Origin of the sequence: Fibrella aquatilis (assembly GCF_017353255.1) — a bacterium.
GTDB lineage: Bacteria > Bacteroidota > Bacteroidia > Cytophagales > Spirosomataceae > Fibrella > Fibrella aquatilis.
The window spans coordinates 200,077-215,309 of sequence record NZ_JAFMYU010000002.1 but is presented as its reverse complement, the minus strand read 5'-3'; the positions used below and the strand labels follow the sequence as shown (position 1 = coordinate 215,309).

Annotated in this window: 17 protein-coding genes; 10 read left to right on the top strand and 7 right to left on the bottom strand. The window is 53.4% G+C overall.

Translation table 11 applies throughout. The features are described 5' to 3' along the window. Positions 1-252: 252 nt before the first annotated feature. From J2I48_RS03275 to J2I48_RS03255, 5 genes are all read left to right on the top strand, one after another. Positions 253-501, top strand: coding sequence for a hypothetical protein (locus J2I48_RS03275; protein WP_207333963.1), 249 nt, complete (start codon positions 253-255; stop codon positions 499-501). A 129-nt stretch (positions 502-630) separates the two neighbouring features. Beyond that, positions 631-2,109 (top strand): xylulokinase, encoded by a 1,479-nt coding sequence (locus tag J2I48_RS03270; protein WP_207333962.1) that lies wholly within the window; start codon positions 631-633, stop codon positions 2,107-2,109. A 191-nt stretch (positions 2,110-2,300) separates the two neighbouring features. Then, positions 2,301-3,272, top strand: coding sequence for a polyprenyl synthetase family protein (locus tag J2I48_RS03265; RefSeq protein WP_207333961.1), 972 nt, complete (start codon positions 2,301-2,303; stop codon positions 3,270-3,272). Positions 3,273-3,290: 18 nt separating this feature from the next. Beyond that, complete coding sequence (locus J2I48_RS03260) at positions 3,291-3,920, top strand: rhomboid family intramembrane serine protease (protein WP_207333960.1); 630 nt, start codon at positions 3,291-3,293, stop codon at positions 3,918-3,920. Positions 3,921-3,943: 23 nt separating this feature from the next. Continuing rightward, on the top strand, positions 3,944-4,912 hold the full coding sequence (locus tag J2I48_RS03255) for a LytTR family DNA-binding domain-containing protein (protein WP_207333959.1): 969 nt from the start codon (positions 3,944-3,946) through the stop codon (positions 4,910-4,912). Positions 4,913-4,916: 4 nt separating this feature from the next. Here J2I48_RS03255 and J2I48_RS03250 read toward each other — a convergent pair whose 3' ends face one another. The 3 genes from J2I48_RS03250 to J2I48_RS03240 form a co-directional block, all read right to left on the bottom strand. Further along, positions 4,917-5,273 carry a VOC family protein gene (locus tag J2I48_RS03250; RefSeq protein WP_207333958.1) on the bottom strand — a complete coding sequence of 119 codons (357 nt, stop codon included), beginning with the start codon at positions 5,271-5,273 and terminating at the stop codon, positions 4,917-4,919. 76 nt (positions 5,274-5,349) lie between these two features. Then, complete coding sequence (locus tag J2I48_RS03245; RefSeq protein WP_207333957.1) at positions 5,350-5,673, bottom strand: hypothetical protein; 324 nt, start codon at positions 5,671-5,673, stop codon at positions 5,350-5,352. A gap of 3 nt (positions 5,674-5,676) precedes the next feature. Then, positions 5,677-6,240, bottom strand: coding sequence for an RNA polymerase sigma factor (locus J2I48_RS03240; RefSeq protein WP_207333956.1), 564 nt, complete (start codon positions 6,238-6,240; stop codon positions 5,677-5,679). 190 nt (positions 6,241-6,430) lie between these two features. On the opposite strand from J2I48_RS03240, the gene asnS reads away from it, so the two are divergent. After that, positions 6,431-7,897 carry an asparagine--tRNA ligase gene (gene asnS / locus J2I48_RS03235; RefSeq protein WP_207333955.1) on the top strand — a complete coding sequence of 489 codons (1,467 nt, stop codon included), beginning with the start codon at positions 6,431-6,433 and terminating at the stop codon, positions 7,895-7,897. Between the two features lie 197 nt (positions 7,898-8,094). Further along, a complete protein-coding gene (locus J2I48_RS03230; protein WP_207333954.1) occupies positions 8,095-8,550 on the top strand; it encodes a ferritin-like domain-containing protein in 456 nt (151 codons plus the stop codon). A gap of 90 nt (positions 8,551-8,640) precedes the next feature. Here the strand turns inward: J2I48_RS03230 and J2I48_RS03225 are convergent, their stop codons facing one another. Continuing rightward, the gene (locus J2I48_RS03225; protein WP_207333953.1) at positions 8,641-9,507 is read right to left on the bottom strand and encodes an aldo/keto reductase; all 867 of its coding nucleotides are present in this window, start codon (positions 9,505-9,507) and stop codon (positions 8,641-8,643) included. A gap of 183 nt (positions 9,508-9,690) precedes the next feature. Between J2I48_RS03225 and J2I48_RS03220 the strand changes: the two genes are divergently transcribed. After that, the gene (locus J2I48_RS03220) at positions 9,691-10,950 is read left to right on the top strand and encodes an asparagine synthetase B (RefSeq protein WP_207333952.1); all 1,260 of its coding nucleotides are present in this window, start codon (positions 9,691-9,693) and stop codon (positions 10,948-10,950) included. Between the two features lie 54 nt (positions 10,951-11,004). On the opposite strand, the gene J2I48_RS03215 is transcribed toward J2I48_RS03220, so the two are convergent. After that, entirely contained in the window at positions 11,005-11,358 is a 354-nt protein-coding gene (locus J2I48_RS03215; protein ID WP_229375772.1) for a helix-turn-helix domain-containing protein, read from the bottom strand. 196 nt (positions 11,359-11,554) lie between these two features. On the opposite strand from J2I48_RS03215, the gene J2I48_RS03210 reads away from it, so the two are divergent. Further along, the gene (locus J2I48_RS03210) at positions 11,555-12,547 is read left to right on the top strand and encodes a DUF6973 domain-containing protein (protein WP_207333950.1); all 993 of its coding nucleotides are present in this window, start codon (positions 11,555-11,557) and stop codon (positions 12,545-12,547) included. Positions 12,548-12,556: 9 nt separating this feature from the next. Continuing rightward, a complete protein-coding gene (locus J2I48_RS03205; protein WP_207333949.1) occupies positions 12,557-13,141 on the top strand; it encodes a hypothetical protein in 585 nt (194 codons plus the stop codon). A 38-nt stretch (positions 13,142-13,179) separates the two neighbouring features. On the opposite strand, the gene J2I48_RS03200 is transcribed toward J2I48_RS03205, so the two are convergent. Both J2I48_RS03200 and J2I48_RS03195 read right to left on the bottom strand, forming a co-directional pair. Continuing rightward, positions 13,180-14,037: a prephenate dehydrogenase gene (locus tag J2I48_RS03200; protein ID WP_207333948.1), complete on the bottom strand. Its 858-nt coding sequence runs from the start codon at positions 14,035-14,037 to the stop codon at positions 13,180-13,182. After that, positions 14,034-15,200 carry a pyridoxal phosphate-dependent aminotransferase gene (locus tag J2I48_RS03195; protein ID WP_207333947.1) on the bottom strand — a complete coding sequence of 389 codons (1,167 nt, stop codon included), beginning with the start codon at positions 15,198-15,200 and terminating at the stop codon, positions 14,034-14,036. The genes J2I48_RS03200 and J2I48_RS03195 overlap by 4 nt, the downstream gene beginning before the upstream one ends. Positions 15,201-15,233: the final 33 nt, after the last annotated feature.

Genomic DNA, 15,233 nt, shown 5'->3' with positions numbered 1-15,233 from the left:
CATTGGCTTAACATTGCGTCTAATTTTTGCTTACTATTGTACTATCAGTCATAAACGTATTCCATGAGATGACCCCATAGGCCACGAACGGACGAGTACACCGATAGACTGGGTTTGGATTTTTTCACCTTTAAAGCCAACAGAATCATGAAGACGCTCGTGTGCTCATGGATGTTAATCGGTCTAGCGACCGTAGCGGCTTTTGCCAACCCTGGAACTAAAAAGCAGAGTAAGGCAAAGCCCCAAGCCAATTTGGAACAACAATTGGCCAGTCAACTCACCTACCCGGAAGCCCTTCGTGAAGGCAAAGGAGGTAGCGTGGTGGTAGTACAGTTTCGCCTTGCCGAGAATAATTCGGTGCTGACACCAACCGTTTTTACGGCCAACGAAAAACTAAAAAGCGACCTGACCCGGCAACTGCTTAACGCCAAACTAACCGTTGGCGAGCAAGCTACCCCCGGCGAGGTGCACACTGCCCGGCTCCACTTCAAGGCCGAATAATTTCCGTTAACTTTCCTTTATTAAAAGGGCCTCTCTGATTCAGAGAGGCCCTTTTTTATGGGTTTGTGGTGCTGTCAGGTAAATTCGCCCCAAAACCGTCCTTTCCTGCCTGACATTACCCCCTCCCCTATGTACCTTCTTGGACTTGATTTGGGCAGCTCGTCTGTCAAAGCCTGTTTGCTCGACGCTGACAAAAATACCGCTGTCGCCTCGGCGTTTTTTCCCGAATCGGAGATGGCTATCGACGCGCCGCAACCCGGTTTTGCCGAGCAACAACCCGACCTTTGGTGGCACAATGCCACGCGGGCCGTGCGGGCCGTGATGGTTGCCACCGGAGCGCAACCGACTGATATAAAGGCCATTGGTATTTCGTATCAAATGCACGGGCTGGTCGTAACCGATGCCCACCTCAACGTATTGCGGCCATCTATTATCTGGTGCGACAGCCGTGCCGTACCCTATGGACAACGGGCGTTCGATGCCTTGGGGCATGAGCGGGTGTTGCGGCAGTTACTCAACTCGCCGGGTAACTTCACGGCGGCGAAACTGGCCTGGGTGAAAGAAAATCAGCCCGACGTGTATGCCAACGTGGCCCACTTCATGCTCCCCGGCGACTACCTGGCTGCCCGCCTCACCGGCGAGATCGTCACCACGGCGTCGGGCCTGTCGGAGGGGATTTTGTGGGATTTTCTGGAAAACCGCCCCGCCGAGTTTTTGATGCAGTATTACGGGTTCGACCAGTCGCTGATGCCGCCGCTGCGTCCCACGTTTGGGGTACAGGGTAGAGTAACCGCCGCCGCTGCCGCCGAAATGGGCCTGGCCGAGAGCACCCCCGTTACCTACCGCGCGGGTGACCAACCCAATAACGCCTGGTCGCTGAACGTGCTTGACCCCGGCGAGATTGCCGCCACGGCGGGCACGTCGGGCGTGGTGTATGGCGTGAGTGAGCAGGCCACGTTTGATCCACTCTCGCGGGTGAACACATTTCTGCACGTGAACCACACGCTCGAAGCGCCGCGCTACGGGGTGCTGCTGTGCATCAACGGCACGGGCAGCCTAAATAGCTGGTTACGCAACAGCCTGACGCAGAAGAACTTGTCATACGACCAAATGAACGATCTGGCCCAGAAAGCGCCCGTGGGGTCTGATGGGCTAGTGTGTTTACCCTTTGGCAATGGGGCCGAGCGCGTGTTGGAAAACGCCGATCCGGGTGCGTCGTTTCATGGGCTTCGATTGAATCAGCATGGCTTGGCGCACTGGCTGCGAGCATCGCAGGAGGGCATCGTGTTTGCGCTTTATTACGGCATCCGGGTCATGGAGCAGGTGGGCGTGGGCGTGAAAACCATCCGGGCAGGCGAGGCCAATATGTTCCTTAGTCCTTTGTTTGCCAATACGTTAGCGAATCTTTCCGGTGCGGCCATCGAACTCTACAACACCGATGGTGCACAGGGAGCAGCCCGTGGAGCAGGTTTGGGATTAGGCCATTATGCCAACCGCGCCGAAGCCTTCAGCGGCCTTCAGGTGGTACGCACCATCACGCCCGACGCCCGCGCCCGGCAAGCCTATGAAGAGGCTTATGAGCACTGGCTGGCCGTGCTGGAGAAGTAGTTTTCAAGAAAAACTCTTTAGTCTTCTGTTTACTGTCTTCTGTTGGCTTGCGCGAGAGCAGTGCGCTGGCGCAAGCCAACAGAAGACAGTAAACCAAAGCACCCTTTGCCCTCCTTCCCCCGTTGTTGCTTACTTTTGGCGTTACGATTCGTTTGTGACTCGCGACAAACACGCAGCACAGACCATTCTCCATGAATCCAACCCAGTTAGCCGACGCTTTACGTCAACAATTCGACCAGACCAACTACGGAGCGCAGCCCCCCGAACTCTACGACCCCATTCGCTACATTATGGGGCTGAGCGGTAAACGCCTACGGCCGCTAATGACCTTGCTGGCCGCCTCGCTCTTTACCGATGAGTATACCCTGGCCCTAAAACCTGCTGTGGCCGTGGAGGTGTTTCACAATTTCACGCTTTTGCACGACGACATCATGGACCAGGCCCCGCTACGGCGCGGCATGCCCACTGTCCACGAAAAATGGAACGCCAACATCGCCATTCTCTCTGGCGACGTGATGCTGGTGAAGGCCTACGAACAGCTGCTCGATATCGACGCCCGGTACCTGCGGCAGGCCCTGCGGCGGTTCAGCCAAACCGCCGCCGAAGTGTGCGAAGGGCAGCAGATGGACATGAATTTTGAAACCCGCAACACCGTAACCGAGGCCGAGTACATCGACATGATCCGGCTGAAAACGTCGGTGCTGCTGGGCCTGGCTATGGAATTGGGCGGGTTGGTGTCGGGGGCCGACGCCGAAAGCACCCAGCATCTTTACGACGGTGGTGTGAATATTGGCATTGGTTTTCAGCTAAAAGACGACCTGCTCGACGTATATGGCGACCCGGCCAAGTTTGGCAAGCAGGTGGGCGGCGACATTATTGCCAATAAGAAAACGTTCCTGCTCATTGAAGCCCTCGAACGCGCCGAAGGCCCAGTACGCAGCGACCTGCTAAACTGGCTGAGCCGCGATACCTTCGACAAAGCCGAAAAAGTAGCCGCCGTGACGGCTATCTATGACGAACTGAATATCAGGCAGTTAACTGAAGATCGTATTGCTCATTATTTCCAGCAAGGATTCACTAACTTAGATCAGGTCAACGCCGACCCTGCCCGGAAAGCCACGCTGCTACACTTTGCGCACCAACTGGTGGAGCGCGAATCTTAATTACCGTACCCCCTTCTCATGTCTGCAACCCTGCTTCTGGTTATCGTGACGGTCCTTATCAGCATTGCCGCCTGGCGAAACGAATCGCTGATGGACCGCTGGATTATGAACCCCTATGCCGTGGCCAACCGGGGCGAATACTACCGCCTGGTCACGTCGGGGTTTCTGCACGCCGACTATGGGCACCTGTTTTTCAACATGTTCAGCTTCTACACCTTCGGGCAGGCGCTGGAAGGTGTTTTCAATGCGCTTTTCGGCGATCTGGGCGGAGTAGTGTTTGTCTTGTTCTATATCGCAGGTATTATTATCTCCGACATCCCGACGCTGTTGAAGTACCGCGATCAGTCGCGGTATAATTCGCTGGGGGCATCGGGTGGGGTGTCATCGGTGATTTTTGCCATGATTCTGCTGGCTCCGTTTATGCCCTTGCAGCTTATGTTTATCCCTATCCCCATTCCAGGTTTCATTTTTGGGCTGCTGTATCTGGGCTATTCGTACTATGCCTCGCGGCAGGGGTCGTCGGGCATTAACCACGACGCCCACCTCTATGGTGCCCTGTTTGGGCTGGTTTTCATGGCCGCGGTTTACCCCGCCGCACTGCCCGCCTTCGCCGAGCAGCTATCGGCCTGGCGTCCTTTTTCGCGTTGACGTGCTACCTTATGTAGCTGCCTATGAACCTGTTACGGCAACCCTACCCACGAGATGAAACACCGGCACATGCCTGGCGGCTGGCCTTCACTTTCGGTGTATTTGTGGCTCTGTTTCTCTGGTTGTTTCAACCGTTTGGCATAAGCACCTGGCAAACCGATTATAAATCAGTGAAGATCTGGGGGTTTGGCCTAATCGCCTTTGGCGTAATGGTGGTCAATTCGGTTTTATTGCCCCGGTTGGCACCGCGCCTTTTTGCCGAAAGGCACTGGACCGTTGGCCGCGAAATTGTCCATATACTTTTTCAGATATCGCTCATCGGGGTAGGCAACAGGCTCTACATGATCTGGCTGTCAACCGACACATATGCACTGGGTTGGGGGTGGGTGTGGAGCCTTGCCGTTACCTTTCTGGTGGGCATTTTTCCTACGGCGGCGGCGGTGATGATCAACTATATCCGCCAACTAAAGCGGTATCAGCAACAAGCCGCCACGCTCTCAGCTACGTTGCCACCCCACCCGTCGGCCACCGCATTGCCGCCCACTTTACCTCCCGTCGGCGGTCCAGAAATTTCGCCCGTGCCAACACAGCATACCATGTTGACGCTGGTGGCCGAGAACGAAAAGGACACCTTCACGTTCGCCCCCACCAAGTTGCTGGCCATTGAATCGAGCGATAACTACTGCACCATTTTTTACGCCCGAAACGAGACGCTGGCGAAAGAGCTGATGCGCAGCAGCCTAAGTCGGTTAGAGAGCCAACTTTCTGACTTTCAGCAGAGTAATCACCAATATGATTCCGAAGCTAAGACTGTCTCATCCAGCATTTTTGTACGCTGTCACCGGTCTTACGTGGTAAATCTGGAGCAGGTAGAACGGATTTCGGGCAACGCGCAGGGGTATAAGCTCCACTTACTGAGGGGGCAGTTAATCGTGCCTGTAGCCCGCAAATACAACGACACACTCATCGCTGAACTAGGGCGGCAGGTGTAGACGCTTACTTGTCGTACTGCAAAAACTCGATGCGGTTGCCGAAGGGGTCTCGGATGAAGAAACGCTGCCGCCCGTCGATATCCGTCGAGTACGAAATAGGTACGCCTTTTTCGGCCAGTTCCTGCCGGGCTTCATCCAGGTTGGCTACTTCAAACGCCGAGTGACGGAGTGATAACGGCCCCGCTATCTCTTCGCGCAAGTGCAATTGAATATCGCCTATATCGAACCAGATGGCTCCGCTGGGGTGGTTTCCGGGAATTTCGGCCAAGCCCATCACGTCGGTATAGAAGGCGCGGGCATTGGTAGTTTGGCCTTCGGGAATGGACAACAGAATATGGTCGAGGCGAATGAAGTGAATCATGTTGAGTGTCTGTTTGAGGTTTACTGTTTACTGTCTTCAGTTGCTTCGCGCTCTAGGAGCTACAGACAACCGATACTCACCCCTCGCCTGGGCCGTGGCGGAATTTGGCACGAAACTGCTCTTTAAAACGCCGTTTGTCTTCGTCGCTCATTTGCTGCCACTTACCTCGCCAGGCTGGTCCACCGCCGTGCCGACCTCTGCCACCACCCGGCCACCCCCCTACCAGTAAGCGGCTTAGCAGAAACAAACCCGCCGCCTGCCAGAACGTCACGGGCCTCACGGCCACCACCGCCACCAGCACAGTATTCCACAAGTACATAATGAGTGCCACCAGTAGCGAACAGGCCATGGCAGCAAAAACGGGTATCCATAAAAAGCGCTTTCGAGATCGGTTATGCATGGCTTAGGTGTTTGACAGGTCGTTGTAGAGCGTTTGGAGGCGTCTGCGCAGGTGCTGCACAGCGTAGCGTTTACGCGAAATAATCGTTTTCAGGTTCTCGCCGGTCTGGTCGGCAATAGCCTGGAGGGTTTTGTCTTCCAGTTCGTTCTGAATAAACACCGTCCGTTGGTTTTCGGGTAGTTCATCCAGCGCGCGCATCAGTTCATCCCAGATCAGGTCGCGGAATAGCGGATCGTCCGCCGCGTCGGGGTCGGCCAAGAGCAGATCACCCAGCGACAGGCTGTCATCTTCGTCATTGTCGCCCGCGTGGGCGGCGTCGCTAAAGGCCGTTTCGCGGGTGCGGCGGTAGCGGTCGGTGATGCGGTTGCGGGCCACTTCGTAGAGCCATCCGCTGAGGCTGCCAATCTGGTCGAGATCAACTACGCGGCTTAGCTGGTACCAGACATCCTGCAAGATATCTTCGGCGTCTTCCTCAGTGCGTACCCGATCACGAATGAACCCAAACAGCCGCCCGCTGTACTGCTTCACAGTAGCGAGAATGGTTCGTTTAGGCTTTTCGGCAGGCATAGATGGGGCAATAGACGATCAGGTACGATGATAGACTGAGCAGGCACAGCAGCTACCATATTCAGGATGACGCAGAACGCCCCGAATTACGCTAAATCCGGCAAGTGTTTTTGCTGACCCGCTCAGGCGTTTGTCCTGCTTGCGTCAGCCCAAATCGTAAATCGTAACTCGTACATCGTAAATTTGCTTCATGAGTTACCTCCCTGTCAAACAACTGCTGCAAACCCCACCGGGACAGACCGTGACGGTCAAAGGGTGGGTCCGCACCAAGCGCGAAAGTAAAAACGCCGTCTTCATCGCCATCAACGACGGCTCCACGATCCACACCATTCAGGCCGTGGCCGAGGCGGGTTTCCTGCCCGACGACACCCTGCGGCTGGTTACCACCGGGGCCTGCGTGGCTATCACCGGCGAACTGGTTGAATCGCAGGGCGCGGGGCAGGCGGTGGAAGTGAAAATTGCCGATGTGACCATCTACGGCCCCGCCGACCCGGAGAAATACCCCCTGCAGCCCAAGCGGCATTCGCTGGAGTTCCTGCGCGAGATTGCCCACCTGCGGCCCCGCACTAACACCTTCAGCGCCATCCTGCGCATCCGCCACGCTTTAGCCTTTGCGGTGCACAAGTATTACAACGACAACGGCTTTTTCTACCTCAACACGCCCATTATCACCGCCTCTGACGCTGAGGGGGCCGGCGAAATGTTCCGCGTCTCGACGCTCGACCCGCTGAACCCGCCCAAAACGGAAGACGGCAAGGTGGATTATAGCCAGGATTTCTTTGGCCGCGAAACCAACCTCACCGTGTCGGGCCAACTGGAAGGTGAACTGGGCGCTTTGGCACTGGGCAAGATCTACACCTTCGGCCCCACGTTCCGCGCCGAGAACTCAAACACCACGCGCCACCTCGCCGAATTCTGGATGATCGAGCCAGAAATGACCTTTTTCGAACTGGAAGACAACATGGCCCTGGCCGAAGACTTTGTCAAATCGGTGATCCGCTACGCCCTTGACCACTGCGCTGATGACCTGGCATTTCTGGATAACCGGCTGGCCGAGGAAGAAAAAACAAAGAAGAAGGAAGACCAACAGGAGCAGACGCTGCTGGAAAAACTGCGTTTCGTAGTCGACAATGATTTTGAGCGACTAACCTATACCGAGGCCGTCGAGATTCTGCGCAACTCGAAACCGGCCAAGAAGGGGCAGTTCCAGTATGAAGTAAGCTGGGGCGTGGACCTACAGTCGGAACACGAGCGGTATCTGGTGGAAAAGCACTTTAAGAAACCCGTTATCCTGACCAACTACCCCCGCGCTATTAAGTCGTTCTACATGAAGCAAGACAACGAACCCGCCACCAACAGCCGTGGGGAGGTATTTGGCCCCACCGTGCGGGCTATGGACGTGCTGTTTCCAGGTATAGGCGAGATCATTGGCGGGTCGCAACGGGAAGATGACCTCGACAAGCTCACCGCCCGCATGGCCGAGGTGGGTATTGAACCAGAAGCTATCTGGTGGTACCTCGACACGCGCCGGTTTGGCACGGCCCCCCACGCCGGCTTTGGTCTTGGCTTCGAGCGGCTGGTGCTGTTCGTAACAGGTATGAGCAACATCCGCGACGTGATCCCCTTTCCAAGAGCACCCAAGTCGGCAGAGTTTTAAGTTGAACAGGTTAAACACAAAGGCATAGAGATTACACAGAGAACATGGAGACTATTTTTTTTCGCAATAAGACTAACTCCATGTTCTCTGTGTAATCTCTATGCCTTTGTGTTTAACCTGTTACTCAGTTTCCCAAAACACAACTCAACCATTTCGGTTAATCATGTCGATTGTTAAACCATTCAAAGACAACGATTATGATTAAGAACGAAGAAATCGTCGAAGACCTGAACGACCTGGTAAAGATCAATAATGACCGTATTCAGGGGTATATGAAGGCGGTTGAAGACACGGAAGACAGCCAACTAGATCATCTGTTCAACGAGATGATTGTACAGAGCCAAAACTTCCGTAGCCAACTGGCCGACCACATTGTCCGCATGGACGGTAAAGCGGTGTCAGATGCTACGTCGACTGATATTGGCAGCAAAATTCACCGGGCCTGGATTGACATCAAATCGGCGGTGACGGGCAAAGACCGTGATACAGTACTAAGCTCAGTAACGTTTGGCGAAAACGCGGCGGTTGAAGCCTATGAAGAAGCACTGGAAAATGACAAGCTGCCCGCCTACATCAAAGAAGATTTGACTGGTCAGCTTTCTCAACTCAAAGCCGCCCGTGACAAAATGGAGGCGATGAAAGGAGACAAATAGTGATAAACGATAAGTGGTAAACGGTGAGTGGGCTGACGCATACGTAATTGTGCGTCAGCCCACTCACCGTTTACCACTTATCGTTTATCACTATTTTGGTAGCGGCATATCCTGCAAATCCTCTTCCGTCAGTTTGATTTGGGCGGCGGCGGTGTTTTGCTCCAGGTGTTTTACTGACGACGTGCCGGGAATGAGCAGCATCTTGGGCGACGCAGCCAGCAACCATGCCAGCGCAATCTGGTACTCACTAGCCTGGTGACGTTCGGCTACTTTATGAATAGCCTGCTCGGCGCTTAAATCGCCCCCACCCAGCGGATACCATGGGATAAATGCTATGTTGTTTTCTTCGCAGTACTTCAGCGTGGGGTTCCATTTTTGCTGCCCAAAGCTGTACATGTTTTGTACAGACACCACCTCAAAATATTGCTGGGCTTCTTTGATCTGATCCACGTCGACTTCCGAGAGACCAATGTGTTTGATCTTGCCCTGCTGCTGTGCTTCTTTCAAAAAGCCCAGAAACTCTTCCGAAGGCACCTTATCGTCGAACCGGTGTAACTGATACAGCTGAATCTGCTCCATTTTCAGGCGTTTCAGGCTCCCGTTCAGGGCCTCTTCCAGGTGTTTGCGGCTACCGTCTACAGGCCATTGGTTGGGACCAGTGCGCAGGAGTGCACCTTTGGTACCAATCACAAGGTCGTTGGCGTAAGGGTACAAGGCTTCGGCAATTAGTTCTTCGGAAACAAATGGGCCATAGCTATCGGCAGTGTCGATGAAATTGATGCCCAGGTCGAGGCAGCGTTTGAGCACGCGGATGGCCTCGTCACGGTCTTTGGGCGGTCCCCAGATGCCGTCGCCGGTGATGCGCATAGCGCCGTAGCCCAGGCGGTTTACGGTCAAGTCGCCACCGAGGGTGATCGTGCCCGATGCCAGGGCAGGTTGTTCAGTTGCTTGTTGCATGAGTAATGACTTGTTAGCAGGTGGCCGATAGGGCGGCCATTCATTACTCTACTCACCGAAATCCCGAACTGTTCAGCATGTGTCCCGATTTTTCAAAAATAAACTAGAGCAGTGTAAGTACCAGTGCATAACAAACGCCTGATACTCATGGTTAAAGCGCATAGACGATACGCTTTGACGGGTATGAAAACGCTGCTTCTCCTCCTGCTGTTAATACCCTTCGGTAGTCGGGCCGACGAGTTGCTCATCCCGATGGATGCTGCCCAGACAGACCACCTCAAGGCATACGGCGTGGCGTTTATGGTGCTGAAAAACGACGGCGAAGTAGACTGGCTGCTCAACTACCGGGGGGGTAGTTTCATGACCCCGGCCACGGCCGCGCTCGAGTCGGAATGCCGCATCCGCAATGTCCGTTTTGAGCGACTGACCTCCGCCACCGCCCAGCGCATCAGGCAGGAAGTAGCCCAGCCCGACGCCAACACCGACGCCGTAAAACTGCTGAAAGCGGCCCGCATTGCTGTTTATTCGCCCATTAAGATCAGCAAAGCCGAATTTGAAAATACCGACGCTGTGCTGAACGTGCTGACCTACGCCGAGATCCCCTTCGAGGTGGTCTACGACGAGGAAATTATGAAGGGCGACCTGGCCAAATACGATTGGCTGCATCTGCACCACGAAGATTTTACGGGTCAACTGGGCCGTAACCTGCACCGCATCTCGCCCGAAGACATGGCCGCCCAGAAGGCCATTGCTTCCCGCCTGGGCTACGCCAAACTATCGCAACTGAAGCTGGACGTGGCCAAGCGCATCAAGGTGTTTTGTGCAGGCGGGGGCTTCTTGTTTGCCATGTGCTCCGGTGCCGAAACGTTCGACATTGCCCTGGCTGCCGAGGGGGTCGATATTGTGGGGAGCAGCTACGACGGCGATGGTACTGACCCGCAGGCCCAAAGCAAACTCGATTTCAACAAGACGCTGGCGTTTCAGAACTTCCGCCTCGTGCTCGACGATGGCGACGGCTACGGGGGCGGCATTTCGTTTTCCAATATCAACTGCGCCGTGGGCCGTGGCTGGGATCAGCCCTCTACCTATTTCCAACTCTTTGATTTTTCGGCCAAATTCGACGCCATTCCGGCCATGCTGGTGCAAAACCACGAGTCGGTCATCCGCGAATTTTTTGGGCAAACCACCGCGTTTACGAAATCGACAGTAAAATCAAACGCCCTGGTCATGGGCACCAGTCCATCATCTGACCGGTACATCTACGGCGAACTGGGCCGGGGGCAATGGACCTTCTACGGTGGCCACGACCCCGAAGGCACCCGTGGCGGCGGCAGCTTCCGCCAGGCCACCGACCTGAACCTCCACCCCCACTCGCCCGGCTATCGCTTGATTCTTAACAACGTACTGTTCCCGTCAGCCCGGAAAAAGAAGCGCAAGACGTAGCATATCAGGCTCCCTCCGCTTTTCCACATACGTTTTATTAACATCTGTACCTCATCAAGAAGGGGTTTGTTTCTCACGCCAATAACGAGCCTCTAACTCGGCTTTATCGCGCTCTGCTTTTAGCTTCTCTATTTCTGCGCGATATTTTTCAAGCACTAATGTTGATTTCTCTAACTCGTGCTCAAGTTCACGTTGGTCGTAGTGATTGTTTTGGGTGCCGCTTTTAAGACCAATTGCGCCACTACATTGGTCAAAAAAATTAGTCATACGATCAGCGAACGCCAAAATATCGGCCGGGCTTAGTTGTAGAACGCTGGCAATCTGATTGAGCCGTGAATCGGTCAGGTCTGTTTTACAGCGCTCAATATCGCCGTAGGCCAACCGTGATAGCCCCAGCATTTCGGCCATGTTGTCCTGCGACAACCCCCTTGAGCGAACGAATTGCTCTAATCTTTTCTCCAGTATGCATACTTCTAACAAGATGTAAAGAGTGACTTAACTATTTGTATGTACTAACGTAGGTGTCTATAGGCAGCGGCAATATAAGTTTGTCCAGACGAAAGACAAGGCGTTTTTCAGCATTTACACAAGTCGAACAACGTTTATGAAAAGTTTCTATTTTACCTTCCTTGCCATGTTGTTGGTCATGGCAGTCAGGCCAATGCAAGCTCAAACTTTTTCTCCGGAGCTACTTACCCCTACCATACGATATCAAAAGGCGAATGAGCCATTTATAGGGGTAGGTGTTGGTATTCCAATCAGAAAGCTGTTTGGAACAAAAAAAACCATGATGCTTCCTAAACCGTCCAAATTCGTAACGAACGAATCGGTGCGGTCAATTCCTGTCACACCTTCAAGTACAATAACTTCAAACAAAAATTCTAAAGGAACTAATGTGCCTGTTAACAGTCGTGATGAAAACACGCGAGACAGACGGTTAAATGATAAGGTACCAGTTCTTGATGATGATAACCCTTCTAAAGGTGTAGCAACCAATCAGTGTTATGATGTTTGGTTAACTACATTCTATTCAGATGGTACATCTGATGAAAGACTCATGTACACTTTCTGTGTCTCAGACCAACCACCCACTAAAGACCGTAATGGCCCGAGCGGCCCTGGTCGTGGGGACACAGACTCAAAAAGTAAAATGGAACGGCTATTAGAGGAGATTGAAACTAACGATTGTGAACGCAGATATGCACGCCTCCATCCTTGGATAATACCGCTGATGTACTTGAATCGCGCACAGAACGACAGTTGGTGTAGACAAAAATATCCGGAAGCCGCGACACAAGGAGAATCATCTCCTAATTCTATGAGGCATGCACTATTTCAAGCTCAGAACTTTTGCACTATTGGCGAATCAGCTACGCGAGACATGTCACAACGACACGAGGTGTGTGACAATGTCGTTCAAGGGCCGAGCCAAGCAGCTTCTGATATGGATACATTTAATAACGAAGCAGGGATAGGTATTGGCCGTGAACTACAAAGTTTAGGTTTGTGTGATAATTTTGTAGCCATGGCTACCTTCATAGAGGAAGCATATTTTAACGGACGTCTACGCCGCATAGATGGCCAACCAACTCCCTGAATTTATTCGATGAAACACATATTGCTAATCCTCGTTCTTACCACACACCTGATCAGAGTTACGGCTCAGCCAATACAATATAGAGGTGTAAAGATTTTGTTTCCCTCAACTGTTAAAGGTGCGTGCGAACGTAACAAATTGGGGTTTAAACCTCCTGGTTTCTACTACGCACAATTAGCGGACAGCGTCATTATGTCGCTTGGTTATGTTTATACAATGGCAGATTTTTACAACGAAACCCAACCTGCCTCTGTTTTATATGATCGACAGCTTACCACTTACTTGTTCAAATTTGAAGACAAGACCGGGCGTTTCGAGGTTGAGCAAAAAAATCTTGAAATGCTCATAGGACGCAGATTGACTTTAAGTAACGAAGAAGGTAGTAGCAGCATTAATTACACCAGTGAAAAGAGGAAACAGATGCCTGTTTTTGGCAACTTTAGATTAGCCAGGGGAGCGACAAAAGATGGAGTTTTTGTTTTTTTAAGAGAAGTACCTAGACTTTCATACAAGCAAAAGCCACTCTTGCAAGTATTTTTCTTCAAAAACATACCTCCTGAAGAGATAGAGATTCGTGTACACGCGATGGACTAATCGCTACGCTCAACGTCAGGCACGTTGAGCGTTTTTGTTTATTTCTTTTCAATCCCCTCCAGTACCCGGCGGATGACGTTGGCGCGGGCCATAAAATCGAGGGAATTCGATACATCGCGGTCGTCGATGAGGGTTTTGAAACGTTGCAGAAACTCAATATAATCCGCAAGGGCCTGCGAGACGTTTTCGCGGTTTTGGTCGAAAATGGGTGCCCACATCTGAGGTGAGCTTTTGGCCAGGCGGACGGTGCTGCTGAAGCCCGTACTGGCCATATCGAAAATAGCCTGCTCGTCTTTTTCCTTTTCCAGCACCGTCAGACCCAGGGCAAACGCACTGATGTGGCTTAGGTGCGAGACGTAGGCCAGGTGCAGATCGTGTTCCTGCGGGGTCATGTAAAACAGCTTCATCCCAATGTCGAGAAACAGGGCTTCCACCAGTTTCAGGCTGTCGGGGGCACTCTTGCCGCGGTCGCAGATGATAAGATTCTTGCCAGGCAGTAATTCACGGAAGGCCGCACCGGGTCCAGAATTTTCGGTACCCGCCATGGGGTGCGCCGCCACAAACTGTGCCCGCTTGGGGTGGGTGTCGGCCAGGGCACAGATGCTCTCTTTGGTAGAACCGAGATCAAGCACGGTAGCGCCTTCGGGCAGGGCGTCCAGGATACTAGGTAACAGGGTCAGTATGGTGTTGACGGGCGTGGCCAGCACCACCACGTTACTCATCTGAATGGCTTCGTTCAGCGGCATCACTTCGTCAACAATACCCTTTGCCAGGGCCAGTTGCCCATGCACCGCCGAGGCGTCGACCCCGATAAATCGCGCCTTCGGGTATTTCTCGCGCACCGACAGTGCAAACGAACCACCTAACAAACCAATACCTACAATGCTGATTATCATGAAATTGAGTTTGAAACCCGCTCAACAGCGGCCCAGATGCGCTCTTTTGGCATACAAAGCGAGACGCGAATATAGCGGTTGCCTTTAGGGCCGAAGATCAGACCGGGGGCGATGAAAACGTGCTTGTTATAGAGCAGATCATCAACCAACGCCTCGGCAGAAGGGACGCTGTCGGGCAGTTTGGCCCAGAGAAACATACCTTCCTGATCACGGGCGTAAGCACAATCCAACGCATCCAGAAACGCATAGGCAGCTTCCAGACGACCCTGGTACACGGCATTACGCTCGGCGTGCCAGGCATCGGGGTTGTGCAGGGCCGTTGCCGCAGCCTGTTGCAGGGCCAGAAACATGCCCGAATCAACGTTGCTCTTGATCGTCAGCACAGCATCTACGTAAGGCTTGGCCGCGGCCATCCAGCCCACGCGCCACCCCGCCATATTGTGCGACTTGCTCATCGAGTTCAGTTCAACGGCGACGTCTTTTGCCCCATCAACCGACAATAGACTAATGGGGGCTTTCTTGTTCAGAATCAGGCTGTACGGGTTGTCGTGGCAAAGTAGTACGCCATGTTCATGGGCGAACCGCACCGCCGACTCAAACAAGTCACGCGTGGCGGGGGCGCCTGTGGGCATGTGTGGGTAGTTAAGCCAGATGATGCGGGTACGGTCGGTGAGGAGGTCGGCCATTTGGTGCCAGTCGGGTTGCCAGCCGTGGTGTTCCAGCAAGTTGTATTCCACCACGTTGGCCCCCACCATCTGGCTCACGGCGCGGTAGGCAGGATAACCCAGTTCGGGCACCAGCACTTCATCGCCCTCATTCAAAAACGTCAGCGACAGGTGCGTAATTCCCTCTTTCGAGCCAATCAGGGGCATTAGCTCCGTTTCGGGGTCTAGGCTTACGCCATACGTGTGCTGGTAGAATTGGCCAATGGCCTGGCGCAGGGCTGGGATTCCCTTGTATGATTGGTAGCCGTGGGCATTGGGCTGATAAGCCGTCTGCGTCAGGGCTTCCAGCGTAGCTTCAGACGGCATCATGTCGGGATTACCAATGCCGATATTGATCACGTCGTGACCAGCCGCCACCAGTTTCCGAACCTCGGCGAGCTTAATGGAGAAGTAGTATTCCTGAGCTTGGTTGGCACGGTGGGCCAATGGGATAATCATCAACGAATGGGGAAACGGCGTAAAAGCACAAAA